Annotated in this window: 15 protein-coding genes, 1 tRNA gene and 1 pseudogene; 6 read left to right on the top strand and 11 right to left on the bottom strand. The window is 69.4% G+C overall.

Going from position 1 to position 20,282, the window contains the following annotated elements; translation table 11 throughout:
* Positions 1-85: 85 nt before the first annotated feature.
* From ABZ348_RS12785 to ABZ348_RS12775, 3 genes are all read right to left on the bottom strand, one after another.
* Entirely contained in the window at positions 86-2,521 is a 2,436-nt protein-coding gene (locus ABZ348_RS12785) for a discoidin domain-containing protein (protein WP_358932184.1), read from the bottom strand.
* Between the two features lie 777 nt (positions 2,522-3,298).
* A tRNA-Pro gene (locus ABZ348_RS12780) sits at positions 3,299-3,375 on the bottom strand.
* Between the two features lie 230 nt (positions 3,376-3,605).
* Positions 3,606-3,983, bottom strand: coding sequence for an MmcQ/YjbR family DNA-binding protein (locus tag ABZ348_RS12775; RefSeq protein ID WP_358932182.1), 378 nt, complete (start codon positions 3,981-3,983; stop codon positions 3,606-3,608).
* 687 nt (positions 3,984-4,670) lie between these two features.
* Here ABZ348_RS12775 and ABZ348_RS12770 point away from each other — a divergent pair.
* Positions 4,671-5,867: an acyl-CoA dehydrogenase family protein gene (locus ABZ348_RS12770; RefSeq protein ID WP_358932180.1), complete on the top strand. Its 1,197-nt coding sequence runs from the start codon at positions 4,671-4,673 to the stop codon at positions 5,865-5,867.
* A 325-nt stretch (positions 5,868-6,192) separates the two neighbouring features.
* Here ABZ348_RS12770 and ABZ348_RS12765 read toward each other — a convergent pair whose 3' ends face one another.
* The 6 genes from ABZ348_RS12765 to ABZ348_RS12740 form a co-directional block, all read right to left on the bottom strand.
* Positions 6,193-6,768 (bottom strand): GAF domain-containing protein, encoded by a 576-nt coding sequence (locus ABZ348_RS12765; protein ID WP_358932178.1) that lies wholly within the window; start codon positions 6,766-6,768, stop codon positions 6,193-6,195.
* Entirely contained in the window at positions 6,765-7,517 is a 753-nt protein-coding gene (locus tag ABZ348_RS12760) for an ATP/GTP-binding protein (RefSeq protein ID WP_358932176.1), read from the bottom strand. Before ABZ348_RS12760 ends, ABZ348_RS12765 begins: the two co-directional genes overlap by 4 nt.
* Positions 7,495-7,866, bottom strand: coding sequence for a DUF742 domain-containing protein (locus tag ABZ348_RS12755; RefSeq protein ID WP_358932174.1), 372 nt, complete (start codon positions 7,864-7,866; stop codon positions 7,495-7,497). Before ABZ348_RS12755 ends, ABZ348_RS12760 begins: the two co-directional genes overlap by 23 nt.
* A gap of 2 nt (positions 7,867-7,868) precedes the next feature.
* Complete coding sequence (locus tag ABZ348_RS12750; protein WP_250917119.1) at positions 7,869-8,303, bottom strand: roadblock/LC7 domain-containing protein; 435 nt, start codon at positions 8,301-8,303, stop codon at positions 7,869-7,871.
* Between the two features lie 7 nt (positions 8,304-8,310).
* On the bottom strand, positions 8,311-10,203 hold the full coding sequence (locus tag ABZ348_RS12745) for an ATP-binding protein (RefSeq protein ID WP_358932169.1): 1,893 nt from the start codon (positions 10,201-10,203) through the stop codon (positions 8,311-8,313).
* 964 nt (positions 10,204-11,167) lie between these two features.
* Positions 11,168-12,445, bottom strand: coding sequence for an MBL fold metallo-hydrolase (locus tag ABZ348_RS12740; RefSeq protein ID WP_358932167.1), 1,278 nt, complete (start codon positions 12,443-12,445; stop codon positions 11,168-11,170).
* Positions 12,446-12,956: 511 nt separating this feature from the next.
* Here ABZ348_RS12740 and ABZ348_RS12735 point away from each other — a divergent pair.
* The 3 genes from ABZ348_RS12735 (at position 12,957) to ABZ348_RS12725 (ending at position 16,138) form a co-directional block, all read left to right on the top strand.
* Positions 12,957-14,126, top strand: a complete 1,170-nt coding sequence (locus ABZ348_RS12735; protein ID WP_358932165.1) for a Glu/Leu/Phe/Val dehydrogenase dimerization domain-containing protein — start codon at positions 12,957-12,959, stop codon at positions 14,124-14,126.
* Positions 14,127-14,459: 333 nt separating this feature from the next.
* The gene (locus ABZ348_RS12730; protein ID WP_358932163.1) at positions 14,460-15,080 is read left to right on the top strand and encodes a TetR/AcrR family transcriptional regulator; all 621 of its coding nucleotides are present in this window, start codon (positions 14,460-14,462) and stop codon (positions 15,078-15,080) included.
* Between the two features lie 176 nt (positions 15,081-15,256).
* A complete protein-coding gene (locus ABZ348_RS12725; RefSeq protein WP_358932161.1) occupies positions 15,257-16,138 on the top strand; it encodes a carbohydrate kinase family protein in 882 nt (293 codons plus the stop codon).
* A gap of 104 nt (positions 16,139-16,242) precedes the next feature.
* On the opposite strand, the gene ABZ348_RS12720 is transcribed toward ABZ348_RS12725, so the two are convergent.
* Complete coding sequence (locus ABZ348_RS12720; protein ID WP_358932159.1) at positions 16,243-17,313, bottom strand: DUF6745 domain-containing protein; 1,071 nt, start codon at positions 17,311-17,313, stop codon at positions 16,243-16,245.
* 125 nt (positions 17,314-17,438) lie between these two features.
* Entirely contained in the window at positions 17,439-17,765 is a 327-nt protein-coding gene (locus ABZ348_RS12715) for a hypothetical protein (RefSeq protein ID WP_358932157.1), read from the bottom strand.
* Between the two features lie 178 nt (positions 17,766-17,943).
* Here ABZ348_RS12715 and ABZ348_RS12710 point away from each other — a divergent pair, with 178 nt between their 5' ends.
* On the top strand, positions 17,944-18,900 hold the full coding sequence (locus tag ABZ348_RS12710) for an STM4015 family protein (protein WP_358932155.1): 957 nt from the start codon (positions 17,944-17,946) through the stop codon (positions 18,898-18,900).
* A gap of 2 nt (positions 18,901-18,902) precedes the next feature.
* Positions 18,903-20,006 (top strand): annotated as a pseudogene (locus ABZ348_RS12705) (STM4014 family protein); the annotation flags it as partial.
* Between the last annotated feature and the right edge of the window lie 276 nt (positions 20,007-20,282).

The following is a 20,282-nucleotide window of genomic DNA, read 5'->3' as shown; positions in this document are numbered from 1 at the left end:
CACGCGGGGGTGGACTCGCCCTCGCCCCGCCCCGGTGACGGGGCGGGGCGAGGGGGTTTCAGGTGGTGGTCGGGAGTGGTGAGGGTCAGGGGATGGTGATGAAGCGGGCGGTGCTGGGGACTCCTTGGGCGTTGAGGGCGAAGAGCATGTAGGTGCCGGGGAGGACGACGCCCCTGTCGGCCGGGATGGAGACCGTATGGGTGTTGGCGCCCGCGGGGGTGGAGGTCAGGGGGACACGCCGCTGGTCGTTGTCGGTGGAGTGGGTCGCGGCCGCCGCCCGCATCAGCACGAAGGAGGCCACCGGCCCGCCGGTGGTGACCGTGAGCGAGGTGCCCGCGGGGGCCTGGGGCGGTACGCCGCCGGTGATGGCGGGACGCGGTTTGGGTGAGCCGTCCGCGTTGAGCAGGTACGGCGGGGTGAACACGGCTCCGTCGGCGTGGTTGGTGGCGCAGTCGCCGCAGAGGCCGCCGCCGCCGGAGAAGATCCGGCCGTCGGGCAGCAGGTTCGCCACGCTGTGGTAGTTCCGCGGGATGGCCATGGTGGCGAGCGGGGTGAACCTGCCGGTCGCCGGGTCCCACAGTTCGGGGGTCAGCACGGAGGTGGCGTCGCTGAACGGCACGGGGTACGACTGGCCGCCGAAGACGGCGACCTTGCCGTCGGGCATCACGACGCTGTTGCCGAAGGCGCGGGCCTGGTCCATGTCGCCCGTACGCGCGGCCTGGACCTGGCTGCCGTTGATGCTCACGGTGTACGCGCGCCGGGTGGCGGGCACGTTGTCGTACGCGGGCGAGCCGCCCAGGGTGAGCAGTTTGCCGATGTCGTACGCGACGGCGTTGCCGGTCATGGCGTCCTGGCTGTCGGCGCGGGTGCCGGCCGGGGTGATGCTGCCGTTCCCGGCGGTGGTGATCCAGTTCATCTGCTTACTCGGGCCGAGCTGGAGCACCTTGCCGCCCGAAGTGGCGTACAGCCACATGTGGTTGTCGGCGCGGTAGGGGCCGGCCGGGTCGGCGGTCATGGTCGAAGTGGCCGGGACGCCGGGGAGCTTGCGCCAGGTAGAGGTGTTCGGCGACCAGACCTCACCGGCCTTGTCACTACCCGCGACTCCGCTCCAGGACCCGCCGAGGACGAAGGCCTCGCCGGTGGAGAGCAGGGTCATCGACTGGTAGCCGCGGGCGATGTTCATGTTGCTGGTCGCGGACCAGGTGTCGGTGGCCGGGTTGTAGATGCTGGCCTTCTCCGCGTTGCTGCCGCCGGTGACCAGGACCCGGCCGTCGGCGAGCATCGCGATGCCCGGGCAGAACATGTCGTGGCCGGTGTTGTCGACGCGGCGCTGGGTGACCTTGCCCGTCTTCAGGTCGAGGATCGCGGTCTGGGTGTAGCCGTTGCTGCCGCCGAAGCGGTCGACCGCGTACGCCGACCAGGCCAGGAGCTTGTCGCCGGGCAGGACGGCGGTGGCCACCGGTACGAGGGGGAATCCGGTGATCCGGCCCCAGGCGCCATGGGTGGCCGGGTTGGCCGGTCCGCTCAGGCGTATCTCGGCGGCCGTGGTCCAGGGCCCGCGGTTGCCGGCCTCCCCGGTCGCGGTCAGGCGTACGTAGCGGGCGGTCGCGGTGCGGGTGAAGGTGGCGGTCTTGACGGTGTCGTCGTCGCGCCAGGTGCCCGCCGCGACCGGGGTGCCGAAGGTGGTCCCGTCGGTGCTGGTGGTAACGGTGTACGCGCCCGCGCGCCCGTTGGGGCCGTCGTTGCGGGGCTGGTAGACGAGGGCGGAGACGGCCGTCGTGCGGTTCATGTCGATGGTGATGCTGTGCGGCAGCGGGGCCGAGGTGCCGGCATACCTACTGTGCCAAATGGTGGCCGCGTTGCCGTCGAGGACGTTGGCCGCGCGGCCGTTCTCGGCGGCGGTCTCCTCATCACTCGCCGTGGCCGTCCATCCGGTCCGGGGCAGGTCGACGGTGGCGGCCGGGGTTCCCGGGTCGCCGAGCAGGTTGAGCTCGGCGGCGGTGGTCCACGGGCCGCGGTTGCCGGCCTCGGTGACGGCGGTGAGGCGGACGAACCGGGCGCCCGTCGGGGCGAATCCGAGGGTCTTGGCGGCGGCGTCGTCCGCGAGGGTGCCGGTGGCGACGGGACTGCCCCAGTTCTGCCCATCCGCGCTCATGCTGATGCTGTACTCGCCGACGCGCCCGTTGGGGCCGTCATTGCGGGGCAGGTAGACGAGGCCGGAGACGACCGCCGTGCGGTTCATGTCGATAGTGATGCTGTGCGGCAGCGGGGCCGAGGTGCCGGCATACCTACTGTGCCAAATGGTGGCCGCGTTACCGTCGAGGACGTTGGCCGCGCGGCCGTTCTCGGCGGCGGTCTCCTCATCACTCGCCGTGACGGTCCATCCGGTCCGGTCGAGCAGCGGAGCCGCGGGCTCCATGGCGTTCGCCGGGGCCACGGCGTGGTGCGGCGACACCTTCGCCGCCTGCTGGCCGACTGATGCGGACGCCGGCCGGAGGCCGCCCGGCCCGGTACTCGCCACGCCGAGCCATGGCGTGGCCCCGACGAGCAACGAGCCGAGGGCAAAGGCTATGAGCAGAGGGGAACGGTGTAACGCTCGGGGGAGAGCGGGGATACGTCTGGGGTGCAACGGACCTCCTGGGCAGACCGCGGAAGCGGAAAGGGAACGGTGAAGCGCCGACATCGGCTGTGAGCCCGCTGTGGGCCCGCCGTGAACCCCTTGAACATAAGATCGTCGCACATTAACTCAGGCTTAAAACAAGCGAGTTGACGCAAAACCTGCGCCTTTGTACGCGAAGCCGACCCTTCCGCCGGATGAAGCCCACACCACCCATGCCGCCCGGACGGCGAACGCCCTCTACTCGCCTCGTTCACCAGCGGCGAGCACTCCCCGGCAGCCCGCGGGGGAACGGGCACACCTCTCGCACACGGATCCGCCGACCGCCCCGCACATCACCAGCACGAACGCCACCATCAGATGGATACGGTCACGACCGAGAACGACATCCGGGCCGTACGCACACCAGGCCGTCGACACCATCGACCACGTCCTCAGCGGAGCGCAGCAGACGGCTGTCGTACGCACCGGCCCGCGTAGCTGCGACCACCGCGCGACCACCTCCACCGCCTCCGCGCAGCCCTCGGCCGGCTCCGCTCCCCCGCACCACCCGCCTCCAGCGCTGCAAGCCGATCAATCCCAGCCCGGGCGTGCGACCACACGGCGACCACCACGCCCCCGGACGCACGAAAGGCCGCCCTCTCATGGATGAGAGAACGGCCTCCGACCAGCGTTTCCGCGTGGTCGGGACGACAGGATTTGAACCTGCGACCCCTTGACCCCCAGTCAAGTGCGCTACCAAGCTGCGCCACGTCCCGATGCTCGTTTGACCTGGGGTTTTCCCCTGGCTGAACGCGCATGAGAACAATACCGCACTCCGGGCGATGGTCACGAACCGCTTTCCGCGCCCGGCGATCCCGGTCGCCAGAAGGGATGGAGCAGATCCGGGGCCGTACGGGAGTGAACGAGAGCAGCCCGGCGCTCGGGGCGGAGGGCGCCCGGGGCGGGGCCGCGGAGGACGGGCTCGGGCCGGACGGCGCGGCTCCCCTCATGCGGGTCGCTCGGGCGAGGGGTGTGCCAGCTCCGGATGTGCGGCCAGCAGTCTGCGGGGCGCGACCTGGCGCCAGGAGTCGAGCAAGATCGCATGGAGCTCGGCCTCGTCCTCCAGCGCGGCGAGCCGGACCCTGATCCAGGCGTAGTTGTCGTCGTGGCCCTCACGGAGGAAGAACTTCGTCGGCTCGGCCTCGATCAACTCGGCCCGCTCCTCCTTGGGGCATTTCACCCCCATCACCCGATCGTCGTCATCGAGCGAAGCAAAGATCTTTCCGCCGTCGTCGAGGCGGAAGGTCGGCATCCCCCAGGCGAGCTTCTCGATCGTCCGGGGCAGGGAGAGCGCGACTCTGCGAACGTCATCAGCGGTGGCCATGCGACGACCGTACGATGCGGCACTGACAGCCGCTCCCTGACCGATCCGCCGGGTAGGCGAACCGATCGAGAGAGCGCTTTCTTGGCCATGGAACGCCCTTCGCCGTGCCTCGCGGAGGAGGACACAGCAGCCTCAGGGGAGTCATGTGGCGGGGCGGTCGATGGATGAGCAGGTGCATGGGGTGCAAAGGAGCGCGCGGCCGTCGGCTCGCGCGCTCTGGAACATGGCGGGAGGACCCCCGGCACTCTCCGGCATAGTGCACATATAGGTGCATAAAGCTATCGCCGTGATGGAGGAGGCGGGGGCGCGTGCTTTTTCATAGGGCCACGAGTGCGCCATCCACCACCCCTCTCACATCGCGCGCTGGATAACGCTCCTACGCGCTGGGAGGCTTCCCCTCGTGGCTCAATCACCCTGTTCAGGTACGTTCATTTCCGTCCAGGTCTATGCCGTATCGGTTCTTCAGAAGGTGCCAGATGTCGCGTCTGTGCACGCCTGAGACAGGCCGTCGGCAGGCCGTGCCGGCCCCCCGAGAATCCATCGCCCTCGACATGTAGCAGAGGGAACCACGCAGGGAATGCCGTACGGCAGAACGGAGATGGCCGGTCAGCACCGTCCCGACCCTCTCCACGCACCACCTACTCGAACAATCGCCCGAGTAGGCGTAATCGCAGAGGAAGGCTCGCGATGGACGAGTACTTCGCCAGTCAGCTGCATCATCGACTTCGGAACGATGTCAGGGACTTCGCAGAGAAGGAGGTGAGGCCCCGAATCCCTCTGTTGGAAGCAACGCGGACCGCTCATGGCGACCTGTCTCGGCTCATAGCGAGGCAGGGTTGGTTGGGCGCCACCATCGGCCGTGACTACGGCGGCATGGGCGCCGGTCATCTGGCCAAGACGATCATCATCGAAGAGCTCTCCCGGGTCAGCGGCGCGATGGGCGCCATGGTCCAGGCGTCCCAGTTGGGGGTCGCCAAGATCCTGCACTTCGGCAACCCCGAGCAGAAGCGGACCTGGCTGCCGAGCATCGCTGCCGGCCACTGCCTGCCGACGATCGCCGTGACCGAGCCCGACTCGGGCGGCCATGTGCTCGGCATGACCGCCACCGCCGTTCGGGACGGCGACGAGTACATACTCAATGGCCAGAAGGTGTACGTGGGCAACAGCCACATCGGCGATCTGCACGGGGTGGTGGTGAGGACGGGACCCGGTTCGCGCGGGTTGACCGCATTCCTGGTCGAGGCCGACCGCCCCGGCTGCATCATCGGAGAGCAGCGCCCGGCGCTGGGGCTGCACGGCTTCAGCTTCGGCGAACTGTTCTTCGAGAACTGCCGGGTGCCGGCGAGCAACCGGTTGGGCGCGGAGGGGGACGGGCTCTCGGTGGCGTACTCGTCCAGCGTGCTCTACGGGCGGGCGAACCTCACCGCCGTATCGCTGGGGATTCACCAGGCGATCCTCGACGAGACGACCAAGTTCTGCGCGCAGCGGTACCGCTATGGCAATCCCCTCCATGACTTGCCGTCCATCAAGATGAAGCTGGGCAAGCTCCAGTCACGGCTGATGACCGCGAGGCTCGCGGCCTACCACGCCGTGCATCTGCTCGATCAGGGGCTGCCGTGCGATGCGGAGTTGATGAACGCCAAGTTGATCAATGTGGAGTCGACCATCGACTCGGCCCGCAATGCCATGGAGATCCATGCTGCGGCCGGTCTCTTCACCGACCGCCCTATCGAGCGCTATCTGCGGGACGCACTTCACATGTTCGCGCCTGCGGGAACCTCGGACATCCAATTGCTCCGGCTGGCCGAGGTGGCGCTGGGAACGGTGAAGGGCCAGTGGTCGCAGCGGCTGTCCGAGGCGGTCAAGCTGGAGCCGGCGGTCTGAACGAGGCAGACGCCGGTCCCCGGGGAAGGGGCCCTGGGCAGGCCGCGTCGTCGCGCGGCACCCCCGTGAACGAGTTCGGGGGGAGTGGATGGCGGTCGGGTCGAGGTGGGGCCTCGGAGGGGGGCGCCCACCAAGTGCACCCGTGATCCTGTCGTACGGACGGTGGGGAGGAGCCGTCTGATGGGGGGAAGTGGATACGGCTGCGCCCAGCCGGGTGTGTGTCCCGGCGCACAGGGGTGCAGGAGGTGGCTCGCGTTCGGTCGCGTCGAGTGGGCCTCCCCGTCGTATCCACGCCCGATCGATGCCTCCGGGCGTCCGTCGTGGTCTAGATGCCGCCGTCTTCACGGCGGTGAATCTGTTCGATCAGCTCCGCAGCGAGCGACTTGATGGTTTCCAGACCGGCCCTGCCCCAGGGCCGGGGCTCGGTGTCGACCACGCAGATCGTTCCGAGGGCGATCCCGGTGCGGTCGATGAGCGGCGCGCCCAGGTAGGAGCGGATGCCGATTTCGTCGACGACGGGGTTCCCGGCGAATCTCGGGTAGTCGCACACGTCCTCCAGGACCAGTGCCTTCCTCCGGACGACGACGTGCGGGCAGTACCCGTGGTCTCGGTCCATGAAGCGGCTGACCTCCCCGCCCACCGCGGTCACTGCGGCACTGAGGGCGTGGTTGTCGTGATCGCCGGTTGGAGTGTGCAGGCCGGCGAAGAACTGCCGGTGCTCGTCGATGAAGTTGACCATCGAGTACGGAGCCCCGGTCACCCGCGCCAAATGGTGCGCGAATTCGTCGAAGGCCGGGTCGGGTCGGTCGCCGAAACCGAGTTGCCGCAGCCGTTTGACCCGTACGGGCGCTTCCCTGTCGATGGGGGTCAGCAGCAGATGGCCTGTTGGGTCGTACGTCATGTCGGTGCTCCATAGCTCGGCGCGGGGGCGGGGACCGGGGCGGTGGTGAGGAGGTGTTGGACGAGGGTGACCAGGGTGCCGATGCCCGAGCTGGCGATCCGCGCATCACACATCACGACCGGTACCTGGGGCTTGAGGTCGATGGCGGACCGGACTTCTTCCGCGTCGTACCGGTAGGCCCCGTCGAACTCGTTGACGGCGACGACGAATCCGATTCCCCGCCCTTCGAAGAAGTCCACTGCGGAGAAGGAGTCCTGGAGCCTTCGGGTGTCGGCGAGGATGACGGCACCGAGTGCGCCCTCGGAGAGTTCGTCCCACATGAACCAGAAGCGCTCCTGGCCCGGTGTGCCGAAGAGGTAGAGCACATGGCGTTCGTCCAGGGTGATGCGGCCGAAGTCCATGGCGACGGTCGTGGTCGTCTTCGATTCGACCCCTTCGAGCGGGTCGGTGGCAGCGCTGACCTGGGTCAGCAGTTCCTCCGTACTGAGCGGGTCGATCTCGCTGACCGCCCCCACGAAAGTGGTCTTGCCGACTCCGAAGCCTCCCGCGACCAGGATTTTGAGTGCGGTCGGGAAGAGTGGATCGGCCGCGGTGCGTTCCGCTGGGTCGAGGTCGTCGCTCGCGGGGCGCCCGGGCGAAAGGGCCAGGGGGAGCGGTCCTTGGCCCGTGGAGTCGCCGGCCGACGGACCTTCGGTCCGAGGGCCGTACTTCCATGAGCTGTCGACTTCAGAGCCGTCGTCGTAGGCCATCGAGCACTGCCTCCAGCAATGAACGGTCGGTCGGTGTGTCAAGGCAGCGGGGCGCTCGGGCGGTGACCGCGCCGCAGTCCACGAGATCGGAGAGGAGCACCTTGGTGACGACTGCGGGAAGCCTCAGGTGCGCGGCGATCTCGGCGACGGATGTCGGACCGTCACAGAGCCCGAGCGCGAGCGCGTGCTCCGGTCCGAGGTTGTCCTTGGGTACGGCCCCGGTGGCCATGACCAGGGAGAGAAGGTCCAGCGGGGCCGTGGGGCGGGTGCGGCCACCGCTGACCGTGTAGGGGCGGATGAGCCGGCCGGCGGCGTCGTCGAGTAGGGGGCCGTCCTTGGGCGCCGGCACGATCACTGCCCCGCGATGCTCGGCGCCCCGGTCGACTGTCTGGCCGGAGTGGTGAGGTACGGTCGGACGCTTTTCACGAGCATCGCCATTTCGTAGCCGAGGACGGCGGCGTCGGCCTCACGGCCGGCGAGCACGGCCAGGCAGGTGCCCGATCCGGCGGTGGAGACGAAGAGCAGGGTCGAGTCGAGTTCCACCACGACTTGGCGCACCTCTCCCCCGTCGCCGAAGCGCGCGCCGGCGCTGCGTCCCAGGGAGTACAGGCCGGAGGCCAGGGCCGCCATGTGGTCGGCGCTGTCGGGTTCCAGGCCGTGTACGGACTTCACCAGGCCGTCGGAGGAGAGCAGTACTGCATTGCGGGTGTACGGCACACGCTGGACCAGACCGCTGAGCAGCCAGTCGAGGTCCGAGGTATGACCGTTCGGCGCATCGCTCGCCATGGTGCATCTACTCCTTGGAGGTGTTGTCGTGGCGTTGCGGGGTGGGTTGCGTTGCGTTGGGGACGCCGGTTCCGGGGGCGTGGTCCGCTTTGAGCGGTTGGGCTTCGGCGAGGCCGATGCCCCGTTGGAAGGCCGCCATCAGCCCGGGGTCGTGCAGCGCGGCCTCGTCCTCCTTGCGGGGAGGGGGGCCCATCTTGAGCTGAGGAGCTATGTGCTCCTGGCTGCGCCGTTTGGGGAGTTGGGGGCGGCCCATGGTGCCCCGCACGACCCCGGTGGGGACGGAGGTGATGGTGGCGGACCGGTCGGGGGCTGGTGCCTCGGTCCTTCGCGTCGTGTAGTTGGCGCCGGGTCGGGCGGCGGCGGGGTTGGGGCGGTCCACGTGTTCTGCTCGTACGGGAAGGGGCGCGAGGGCCGGGCTGGAGTGCGCCGGTTGTGGTGGGCGCGGAGGTTCGGGGGTCCGGGGCGCGGCGACCGGGGGCTGGGGGGCCTGCGGACGTGGTGTCTGCGGGGGCAGTGGTCGGAGTGGGGCCGGTTGCCGGGGGGCGGGTTTCGGCTCGGTCTGCGGGCGGTCGGGGATCGTGGGGGGCGAGGTGGTGATGGTCGTGGGGGGTTTGCGTCGGCGTCGGGTCCTGCCGGAGACCGGGTCGGTCTGCTGGAGACCGCCGGGTTCGGTGCCGAGGAGGCCCTGGGGCAGGACGATGGTGGCCTGGATGCCGCCGTAGATGTTCGACTGGAGCCGGACGGCGATGCCGTGTCTGCGTGCCAGGGCCGAGACGACGAACAGACCGATGCGGCCGTCCTGGAGCAGATGGGCGACGTTCACCTGATCGGGGTCGGCGAGCAGGGCGTTCATCTTGTCCTGCTCGTCGGTGGGCATCCCGAGGCCCCGGTCTTCCACTTCGACGGCGAGTCCGGCCGTGACGTGTTGGGCGCGCAGGAGCACTTGGGTGTGGGGCGCGGAGAAGACCGTGGCGTTCTCGACCAGTTCGGCCAGGAGGTGGATCACGTCGGCGACGGCGTGCCCCCGCATGGTGCCGTCGATCGGTGGGACGAGCTTGACCCGGGGGTAGTGCTCGACCTCGGCAATCGCGGATCGGAGCACCTCGGTCATGGTGACGGGGTGCGACCACTGGCGCCGGGAGATCGCTCCGCCGAGGACGGCGAGGTTCTCGGCGTGGCGACGGATCCGGGTGGCGAGGTGGTCGACGTGGAAGAGGCCCTTGAGGAGTTCGGGGTCTTCGACCTCGTTCTCCAACTCGTCGAGGAGTTGGATTTCTCGATGCACCAGCGACTGGAGCCGGCGGGCGAGGTTGACGAAGACTTCCACCTTCTGTTCGTTGCCGACGCTGCTGGAGAGTTGGGACGCCTGGACGACGGCGGCGACGGCCGCGTCGTGGGATCGGCTGAGGTCCCTGGTGACGAGGTCGAACTCGTCTCCGCGCAGGGTCCTCGGCTGGGGTGACCTCGGGCTGGGAGGGCGCTCACCTCGGCGTAGGCGCTCCACAACCTGGCGCAGGTCGTCCTGTCCGCGTTCGATGGAGCGGCGCAGATGGGCGCAGCGGCCCAGTACCGAGGCGGCCAGGCGGTCGGCGCCGAGTGCTGCCACCGCGACCGCCGCTATGGCGAGTGCGGCGGTGCCGGTCAGTACGGCCCACAGGGTGGTGGTGGGGCGTGGTGCGGCACTGTGCACGGTGTAGGTGACGGCGGTCGCACCGCTGAGTGCGGCAACGAGGGCCGGGAGTACCGCCGTACGGAGCAGTCGGGGGCGGATGTGGGATTCCGGCGGCAGCGGAAGCGGTCGCGATCTGCGCGCAGCGGGGGCTGAGCGGGTGCTCGACCGACCGTGACGCCCGCTCTCACGGCCGTCCGACCGTGGGGTGGGTGCGCGTTGCGGAGACATCGGCGTCCTCGGTACGTGGGGGTGCGGGGTCCATGGGGTGCACTGCATGGGGATGGGTGCCATGGGTGGGTTTGTGCGTTTTTCAATGCTTCTATGACGCGAAGGGTGTTAGCCCGCCGTTGATCACTGGCCACACACGGTAGTCGTGCTTGGCGTACACGCGACGGTCAGTCGGGAAAGTTCCCCAGCATTGGTCCCGCTCTGGTATGAGGGCTCGCACTCCGGTGCGAAACCCCATGTCGGGCCGGTGGTCCCGAACGAAGCGCCCGAAGGATGCGCCGGCACAGCGCGAGGGTGTCGATCCACCTCTGAACGTGCGCGGTCCGAGCCGGCGCACCAAGGGGACCATCGGCGTTGCGCCTTCGGTGCGGACGATCGATGCAGGTGAAAGGCGGGGTGACTGTTTTCGTCCGAAACCAGGGAGCATCTCCGTGACTCCACTGACCTTCGAGTCAGTAGAGCCTCCTGGGGTTGCAGATGAACTCTGAGGCATCAGTGGTTTGGGCTGCCACGCATGTTCGAGCAGCTCGCCGGGCGTGCACGAACGTGCCGGGAGGCGAAGGGTGTACGCCGGTGCACAGATGGCGCAGGTGGAACGGGTTGGTTTGCGAGGGGGGCGCGCAATGCACCCGGGGTCCGGACGTCCCCGGGTGCCGCGGGAGTCTCCTCGTACCCGGACCCGGATACGAGAGGGCCGACCGGGACGCGGGCATTGCGGCGAAGGCTCCGAGGCAGGCCGCGGCAGTGGGAAGGGAGCGGCGCCGGACGAGGAGGAGACGGGCCCCTCACGCACCACCGGAAGGGGGCGCAGGGGTCATCGACGCCCATGGGCGCCGAAGGCCGACCGTCCTTCGCGTACACCCCCGGGGGCGCGGAAACAGGCCAACCCTCGTACGAGTCCATGCCCGGACGCCCCGCGACCACGACTCGTGAGCAGGTCGGGGACGCCCGTCAGAAGTGCAGGTCAGCCGGTGGGCGCAGCTTCCGGGCTCCCGGGCCCCGTCCCCGAACCACGGGCCTGGTGGTCCACTCCGAACGCAGTGGCGCCCGGTGCGGTCCGGGTGCGGGAGGCACCGCCAGGTGCGACGGCGGGCGGGCTCGTGGCTTCCCAGCCCCCTGGAGGCACCGAGGCGACGGCGCGCCACCACGGCTCGGCGGTGAAGGAGGCCGAGGCGGGCTCGAACGGCTCACCGGGTCGGGGCAGGGCGAGCGGGGCACTGGTCTCGGCTGCGGCGGCGAGCGTGCCTTCGCCGGGGTCGGCCCAGGCGTGGGGCGCGAGGTTGAACGTCCCCCAGTGGATCGGAAGCATCATCCCGAAGGGGCGACCGCCCTGAAGGTCGAGATGGGCCTGCATCCCTTCGGCCGGCGTCATATGGATGTCGGGCCAGTACTCGGAGTACGCACCGATCTGGATCATGGTGACGTCGAACGGGCCGTGCGTGGCACCGATGTCCTGGAATCCCGGGAAGTACCCGGTGTCACCGCTGTGGTAGACCCGGTGTTCCGGGCCGGCGACGGCCCAGGAGGCCCAGAGCGTGTGCTGCTGGTTGCGCAGTCCGCGTCCGCAGAAATGGCGCGCGGGCGTCGCGGTGAGGAGCAGGCCGGCGACCTCCGCGCTCTCGTTCCAGTCCAACTCGCGGAGCCGGTTCGCCGCCACCCCCCAGCGCTCCAGATGGGCCCCGACGCCCAGCGGGACGGCGAAGACGGTTTCGCCCGTCGCGAGCGCCTTGGTGGTGGGCATGTCCAGGTGGTCGTAGTGGTCGTGGGAGATCACCACGACGTCGACCGGCCCCAGCGCGGCCAGGGGCGCGGGGACGGGGTGGAGGCGTTTGGGTCCGGCGAAGGAGAAGGGGGAGCAGCGCTCGCCCCAGACCGGGTCGAACAGCACCCGCCGCCCGTCGACCTCCGCGAGGACGGTGGAATGACCCATCCAGGTGATCCGCAGCCCGGAGACGGGGGGATGGGACAGATCGGCGAGCGTGGTGGGGTGGAGCGGGATGCGTCCGGTGGGCGCCCGTCGTACCCGCGCCTCCTTCTGGAAGTAGATCTTGGCGAACTCGACCATCGAAGCCCCGGACGGCCTCGTGCGCGCGCCCACGGGATTGAGGAACGCGCCATCGGCGTACTGCGGTGAGCTGCGGATGCGCTCCAGCCGCGCTCCCGTCGGGTCCGCGCCGAATGCGGCGGGGCGCAGTGTGCGCAGCCGTGATCTCAGCGAGTGAGGGGAACCGGCTCCGGTCACAGCACCTCCAGGTGTCGGGGTCTTCTCATTATGTGCGCGGTGTACGACGGTGCGGGGTGGAGATCGGCCGGTTGGAACATCGGCTTCACCGGCATCGGCGGCAGGGGTCGGTGTCCACGGGCCTTTGGCTCGCGCCGCGTGCAGTCGGCTGGGATCGGGGTCACGCACAGGGGAACGCACGCCGTGCGGTTGGTGTTCCTGGGGACGCCTCCCACGTTCCCGCGCTTTTGGGCCCCATCCTGAGCATGGCGCACCCTCGACCGTGGGCAGGGTCTCTTTCCGGCCGTTCGAGTCCGGCGGTGCAGTCATGTGCGCAGCCTTCTCGCGCGGGGTGGACTCCCGACTTGTCGGTAACAACTGTTCGGCGGGGGCTGGTTTGCCACCAAGGCAGCCTCCGCTTAGTTCACGTTGACAAGCAGGACAAACAGTCTCGATACTGACTGGCCATTCAGTAGATGATCCTGGTCGTGCGCCTGCCTCACCCTTGATCACCGCCTTGAGGAGGTTCCCGATGACCGCCCCACTGCTCTCACTCACCTGGACGGATCCGGTCACCGAGCGCCGAGGGTTCCTCGTCGTCGACCGGCTGGTGCGCGGGGTCTCCAGCGGGGGTCTGCGCATGAGGCCCGGCTGCACTCTGGACGAGGTGGCGCAGTTGGCCCGCGGGATGACACTGAAGGAGGCGCTCCACTACAACCCGGACGGCAGGTACGTACCGCTGGGCGGCGCCAAGGGCGGCATCGACTGCGACCCCCGCGACCCCGAGGCGTACGGGATCCTGGTCCGCTACTTGGAGGCGACCCGTCCGTACATCGAGTCCTTCTGGACGACCGGCGAGGACCTGGGCCTCAGCCAGGACACGGTGGACCGTGCTGCCGCGGAGGCGGGGCTGGTCTCCTCGGTGCAGGCGGTGTACCGGTTGCTCGACGACGAGGAGTCGGCCCGGCAGCGCCTCCGGGACGCCTTCGCGATCGAGGTGGACGGCATCGGTCTCGACGAACTGGTCGGCGGCTGCGGTGTCGCCGAATCGGTACTGACGGCCCTGGACCGTGCGGACGTGCCGTACGAGGGCACTCGGGTGTGCTTGCAGGGGCTGGGCACGATGGGCGGGGCGACGGCCCGCTTCCTGGATCGCGCGGGACTGACGGTCGTCGCCGTGGCCGACATCAAGGGAACCATCGCCAACCCGGACGGGCTGTCCGTCGAGTCGCTGCTGTCGGCACGGGACGCACACGGGACGGTCGACCGCTCGGTACTCCGGGCCGAGGACCGGGAGTTGCCGGGTGACGCCTGGCTGTCAGTGGACGCTGACGTCCTGGTGCCGGCAGCGGTTTCCTACGCCATCGATACGGACAATCAGGCCACGATCACGGCTCGCTGGATCGTGGAGGCGGCGAACATGCCGGTGGTCGCCGCGGCGGAGGAGTTGCTGACGCGCCGCGGGGTGACCGTACTGCCGGACGTGGTGGTCAACTCCGCCACGAACGCCTGGTGGTGGTGGACGCTCTTCGGGGACATCGAGGCTGATGCCGACCAGGCCTTCTCGCATACGCGGCGGTCGATGCGTGCCCTGGTGAGCGGGGTGCTTGAGCGCGCGCAACGCGACGGGACCACTCCACGGGCCGCGGCCCATGCGCTCGCGGCCGACCGTCTGCCCACCATCACCCAGCGCTACAACTGAACACCGGAGCCGGCGTTGACCTGCCGGTGCCGTGCACAGAAAGGCGGTCGGGCATCTCACCCGACCGCCCCGAAGGCACCTCCAGACCGCGACTTCAGACGGCGGCTTCAGACCGCAACCGACGAGGACGGATCAGCGATGGCGCATCGATCGACCGTCCAGGGCCGAGTCGACCGGGCCTCCGACCGGATCGGCCCTCGGACGCAGGCGGCCTCGACCGCGTCGGCCCCAGTTCACCTCGGGCAAACCGCAGCTCCGGGCATCCCACCAGCGACAAAGCTGATGTGGGCATGGCAATTTTCCACGTCAAGATCAGCTGTGTAGGGTTGTGCCGTGGCCAGAGTCCGGTTGAGCGTGGCAGAGCGACGCGAGGAGATCCTCGGCGCAGCCGTCGAGCAGATCCAACTGCGCGGAGTGGCGGCACTGCGGATCGCCGATGTCGCCGCAGCGCTCGGAGTGAGCAATGCACTGGTGCTCTACCACTTCTCCAGCAAGGAACAACTGGTGGCCGCAGCCTTCACCCATGCCGCCGACGGCGACCTCGCCCATCTGCGGAAGCTGCTGGGACGGCGTACCTCCGCACTGCGCAGATTGAGGACGGCGGTCCGGTGGTACGCACCGACCGGGCCGGCCAAGGGCTGGCGACTGTGGATCGAGGGCTGGGCGGTCTCCCTGCGCGAGCCCGCACTCCGGGAAGTGGCACGCGACCTCGATCAACAGTGGAAGGCGGCGCTGACAGAAGTCATCGCCGAAGGAGCCGAAGCCGGGGAGTTCCCCTGCCAGGATCCCGCCGAGGCGGCCTGGCGGCTCACGGCGTTCCTCGATGGGCTCGCCGTCCAGATGACCTCGTACGCAGGCTCCCTCTCGCGTGCGGCCATGCTGGAGTGGACCGATGACGCCCTGGCGCGCGAACTGGGTCTAAATCGCAGGGAGCTCGCAGCGGCCGTGCGCTGACCCGGGGGTGTTCCCACGAAGTGATGGACCGCGGGGAGCCGGCGAATCCGGTGCCTGCGAGAACTCCCACCATTTCGGACACCGACCCCGGGCGCCAGCACAACGGCTACTGTGCGACTGTGTCGCACCTGTCTGAGCAGCAAATCCATCCTGCCTCCCCGCACCACCCTCACGATGTGCTCGTCATCGGAGGCAGTGGCGTGGCCACCGTCGTACGGGTCGGCTCACTGCCCGTACCCCTCGCCGACGCCCACGGTGTCGCGCCGATCCGTGAATGGCCCGGACACACCGGGGGGAACGTCGCGTTGGGGTGCCGGGCGCTGGGGATGAACGTCGCGTTCCTCGACTTCCTCGGCGACGACTGGGCCGGACGGCAGGTCCATGAACGGCTCATCGCGGCGGGTGTGGCCTTCGATCCCCTCCTGTCCCCCACCGGCACGCGCCGCGCCGTCAGCCTGGTCGACCCCTCGGGACGCAAGGTGTCGTTCCACGACGGCCGCGACCCCGACGATCTGCGCATGCCGCGCGACTTCTACCTCCCCTACCTCCAGCGGGCACGGCACGTCCATCTGTCAGCCGTTGACTTCGCCCGGCACCTCTTCGACGACATCGCGGCCTTGGGGCTCTCCGTCTCGACCGATCTCCAGGACTGGGACGGAGTCGACGAACGCCAACGGGAGTTCGCACTCCGATCGGACCTGGTGTTCCTCAGCTCTGCCGGAGCGGGCGAGCGCATCGCCTCCGTGATGCGGGACATCCTGCGGAGCGGGCGCGCGCAGGCCGTGATCGCCACCGCCGGTGCAGGTGGCTCGTACCTCCTGATGCGCGAGGGCAGCAGTACTCCGCGGCCCGTCCCCGCCGCGATTCCACCCGCCCCCGTGGTGGACTCCAGTGGCGCGGGCGACGCCTACGTCTGCGGTTTCCTCTACGGGCTACTCGCCGGCCAGGACCTGGAGACGAGCGCCCGATTGGGCGCGCGGGCGGGGGCTCATGCCTGCACCGGTGAGGGCAGCACCTCGTTGATCAGCCGGGAGGAGCTGTTGTCGGTCCGGGTCTGACGCATCGGACACCGGGCCCGCCGGCCCGGCTCTCCCATGCCCCGCCCTTCACACCCCGCACTAGGCTGGCGCAAGACGAGATCTGACGATGCATCAGACAGGTGTCAGGTCTGTCGCAGCGGCTCGTACTGCTCCTCCTGGAGTCCGAACGTCCAGGCCACACCTGCCTTTGCCGTCCTGGTGGTGGGTGGGACACGGAGCCAGTAGGTGCGGAACGTGCCGTCGGGCTCCGCCGTGGAGTTGACGACCTCCACCATCGTCACATCCTCGTCATCGACCAACTCGATCCGCCAGAGAATGCCGGACTCGTCCTTGTGCACGGGCTTCGCGCCGGACTCGGCCAGATAGCGGTCGTAGCCGTAGTGCTCCAGCATCACACGGCGCAGTTCGGCGTTCTCCTCGGTGCGTATGCGTGTGGCGTCGATCGAGGAGAGTTCGTCGAGGAAGTCCGCCGGCACCGGCATTCCTCGCCAGGCGTACAGACTGAAGCCGTCGGGAAACGCCAGCGCGGGACCCTCGCCGCTGTCGAGACGACCCGCCTCATCACGATGCAGCACGGTCGGGCGCTCACACATCACCACCGCCTTCTCATACGGCCACCACCAACCGGCGTGGGCGGCGACGCGCGCCAGACCGTCCAGCCGCTCGCTGCGGCCGTCGAAGGCGGCCAGCCAGGCCGCATCGTGCTGACCGAGGACGGCGTCGAGCAGCAGGTGCCGGATCTGGTGCGGAGAGGAGGGCTGTTGCGGAGTGGCCCCGTCCACCGTGCGACCGGCCGTCTCCACCCCCGACGGCGGCGATGACACGGGACGACCGGCCAACTCATCGACGACACCGGCCCGAATGCGGTCGGCGAGCGCTCGGGTGGTGTCCCACAGACGGGCACCAGTGGAGTTCCACAACTCGGTCCAACCGGCCGGCCCCAACTCGTCGTGCACCCGACGGCGTTCCTCCGCCCAGGGGCGGGTGCGCACCTCTTCCCTGACCGAAGGTCCGCCGCCGCTGAGTGCCTGCACCGCCTCGACGCCCGCCCGCGGCGAATCGACCCACACGATGCGCTCGGGCTCTGCAAGCCCCGCGGTGCGGTAGGCCAGCCGCACTCCGGCCTCGGCGGCTGCCCGGTCCGCCGGTCCCGTCGCCGCCGCAACGGCCCGCCACTTGTCCATGTGCTGCATAGGAATCCCCGTCCCCTATCGACCGGCCTTCACCCGGTGCCGTTCTGTTCTGCATGCCGTTCCGCGTGCTGTTCTGCGTGCCATTCCGCGCAGTGGTGTGGAGCAGTGTGATGGAGCGCCTGGTGTCAGTCGGCGACGATGCGCACCGCTCCCGGCAGGTACTCGCGCTGGCGCACCACGCGGTACCAACCCTTGGGGAGGGTGATCGCCGCGTGCTCCTCGTGGACGACACGGCCGCCCTCGGGAAGGTGGAGGACCATCGGGCCGAAGGGGCCCGGCTCCAGGACCAACCGACCCGGCCCCATCACAGCATGGGCATGACCGGTGACTTCCCCCAGTGCCAGGACCAGCCGCCCCAGTCCATCACGCGACTGTGATCTGGCCTGCTCGATGTGTGCTGGCACGGCTTCCTCCGCGACGGGCACGATGAGCACGTCTCCCTGCCGGTACATGGCTCTCCCCTCAACTCCCGGCGCCCGGTGCGCCGAAGCTGGAATCGACGCTAACCGCAGGGTCTGACAACGCACTGCAGCCCAGCGTCGGAAGCTGCCCCGCGCACCCCGTTGTCAGTGGGACTTGGTACAACTGCTCGGAACTGGCCGATCAATGTCGCCCCATCTGGAGCCCGTCATGACCATTTCCAGCCATCTGAGCGAGCTGCACGGTTTGCCCGCGTTCGACTTCCCCACGGTCACGGCCCAGGCGAAGACCGAGCTGCCGCCCGTGGAGTCCGTGGCGTGGCGAGTCTCCTCCGAGTACGACGGCGAGGAATGGGAGGACGCCTACGCCCGTTTCGCGGCGGCGGTGGACACCACCCGGGTGCGGGCCCTGATCATCGGCCAGTGGAACGAGGCGTACGACACCGGACCGGCTGCCGTCATCGCCACGCTGACGGCAGCCGCGGGCGAGTTCCCCGCCCTGCGTGCGCTGTTCCTCGGTGACATCACATACGACGAGTGCGAGATCTCCTGGATCCAGCAGGGCGAGGTCGCACCACTCGTGGAGGCGTTCCCCGAGCTGTTGGAGTTCGGGGTGCGCGGCGGCAGCGGCCTGGAGTTCTCCAAGATCAGCCACGCCAAGCTGCAATCGCTCGTGGTGGAGTCCGGCGGACTGCCCGTCGGTGTCGTCCGCGGCATCGCGGCCGGTGACTTCCCCGCGTTGGAGAGCCTCGACATCTGGCTCGGATCGTCCTGGTACGGGGCGGACACCGCGGTCGAGGACCTGGAGCCCTTCTTCGCCGGCACGCACCTGCCCAACCTGGGCCATCTGGCGCTCCGCAACAGCGACATCCAGGACCAGATCGCAACGGCGGTCGCCGGAGCCCCCGTGGTGGCACGGCTCCACACGCTGGACCTGTCCATGGGCACCCTCGGCGACGACGGGGCCGAAGCACTGCTGAACGGTCAGCCGTTGACGCATCTCAGGAGCCTCGATCTGCACCACCACTTCCTCACCGCTCCGATGGTGGAGCGCCTGAAGGCCACGTTCGAGGGCACGGACGTGTCGATCGACCTCTCCGAGGCCGAACTGGGCGAGGTCGAGGACGACGAGGACGACAGCCACCGCTACACCTCCGTGGCGGAGTGACCGTGGCCGGGTCCCGCCCGCCGGCCTCACCCCATCTGGTGGTCGTCGGCAATCCGACCAATCGACGTGTCGTCCTCTTCCGGGAAGCCGCACGGCGTGCCCGACTGCCCGACGTACGGGTGGTGTCATGGATGGACGTGCTGCGCGGGCGGGCTCGGTTCGGCCCCGATGAACTGGTGCGGCTGGACTCGCCGGGTGAAGACCCGGAAGTCGAGAAGGCGCTGCGGGGCGTCGACGATCCGACCAGGGTCGAGGGAACCGCCCGCTGGTATGAGCGGTTCATGGCCGCGGCCCGTGAGGTCTCGGCCGCCGCGACCTCGGCCGGTGCCACCCTGCTCGACGACCCCGACGATCTGGCGGTCCTGTTCGACAAACGGCTCTGCCACGGCGTGCTCGCAACCGCCGGACTCGCCGTGCCCCCATCGCCGACCTCGGGCCCCGGCGCACCCCGTGTGCAGGGCTGGGCGGATGTCCGAGCGCTTCAGGAGAGCACCGGCCTGCGCCGGATCTTCATCAAGCTCGCCCACGGTTCATCGGCGTCCGGCGTGCTCGCCGTGGAGACGGCGAGCGGCGGCCGGATCCAGGCGACCACCTCGGTCGAACGTGACGGGCGGGGCCGGCTCTACAACTCCCTCAGAGTGCGCCGATACCGCACCGAGGGGGAAGTGGCGGCGCTCGTCGACGCCCTGGCGCCGGACGGACTGCACATCGAACGTTGGGTGCCCAAGGCGTCCCAGGACGGTCGGACCGCGGATCTACGGGTGGTCGTCACCGCCGGGCTCGCCACGCACGCGGTCGTGCGCACCAGCCGCTCTCCCATGACCAATCTCCACCTCGGCGGCGCCCGGGGCGATCTGGCCGCGGCCCGCACTGCCATCGAGCGAGCCGGCGGGGACTGGGCGGGGGCGCTGCGCCTGTGCGAGGGGGCTGCGCGCGCCTTCCCCGGCTCGCTGCGGGTCGGGGTCGACCTGTTGCCCGCCTCGGACTGGCGGAGCTTCTTCATCGGCGAGGTCAACGCCTTCGGCGATCTGCTGCCCGGTCTGATCGGCCTCCCCGGCAGCGGGGCCGAGTCCGAGGACACCTACGCCGCCCAGATCACCGCCGTACGGTCGCGATGTGCGGCCCGCGCACGGCCCACCGACACTACCGACACCACTGACACCACCGACACCACCGACACCACCGACACCACCGACACCGTCAACACCGTCAACAGCACCGACACTGCCGACACTGCCGACACCACCGAGGAACCATTCGCACCCAGCACGACGGTGGGGCGCGGTGCCGCCACCGATCCGCGCGACCGTGCACCCCGTAGGACGAGGAACCACCGTGCCCATGCCTGACACTCCCGCCCTGCCGTCCCCACCCGTGCCCGT

The sequence above is a fragment of the Streptomyces sp. NPDC005963 genome (assembly GCF_040638655.1).
Classification (GTDB): Bacteria; Actinomycetota; Actinomycetes; order Streptomycetales; family Streptomycetaceae; genus Streptomyces.
The sequence above is the reverse complement of the archived record's forward strand: the minus strand, read 5'-3'. Positions and strand labels throughout refer to the sequence as shown.

Excerpts from the sequence above, each read along its gene's own strand:
- ABZ348_RS12720 (WP_358932159.1), bottom strand. The coding sequence starts at position 17,313 with ATGCAGCACATGGACAAGTGGCGGGCCGTTGCGGCGGCGACGGGACCG.
- ABZ348_RS12750 (WP_250917119.1), bottom strand. The coding sequence starts at position 8,303 with ATGGCGAGCGATGCGCCGAACGGTCATACCTCGGACCTCGACTGGCTG.
- ABZ348_RS12710 (WP_358932155.1), top strand. The coding sequence starts at position 17,944 with ATGACCATTTCCAGCCATCTGAGCGAGCTGCACGGTTTGCCCGCGTTC.
- ABZ348_RS12735 (WP_358932165.1), top strand. The coding sequence starts at position 12,957 with ATGACCGCCCCACTGCTCTCACTCACCTGGACGGATCCGGTCACCGAG.
- ABZ348_RS12775 (WP_358932182.1), bottom strand. The coding sequence starts at position 3,983 with ATGGCCACCGCTGATGACGTTCGCAGAGTCGCGCTCTCCCTGCCCCGG.
- ABZ348_RS12765 (WP_358932178.1), bottom strand. The coding sequence starts at position 6,768 with ATGACGTACGACCCAACAGGCCATCTGCTGCTGACCCCCATCGACAGG.
- ABZ348_RS12715 (WP_358932157.1), bottom strand. The coding sequence starts at position 17,765 with ATGTACCGGCAGGGAGACGTGCTCATCGTGCCCGTCGCGGAGGAAGCC.
- ABZ348_RS12770 (WP_358932180.1), top strand. The coding sequence starts at position 4,671 with ATGGACGAGTACTTCGCCAGTCAGCTGCATCATCGACTTCGGAACGAT.
- ABZ348_RS12745 (WP_358932169.1), bottom strand. The coding sequence starts at position 10,203 with ATGTCTCCGCAACGCGCACCCACCCCACGGTCGGACGGCCGTGAGAGC.
- ABZ348_RS12760 (WP_358932176.1), bottom strand. The coding sequence starts at position 7,517 with ATGGCCTACGACGACGGCTCTGAAGTCGACAGCTCATGGAAGTACGGC.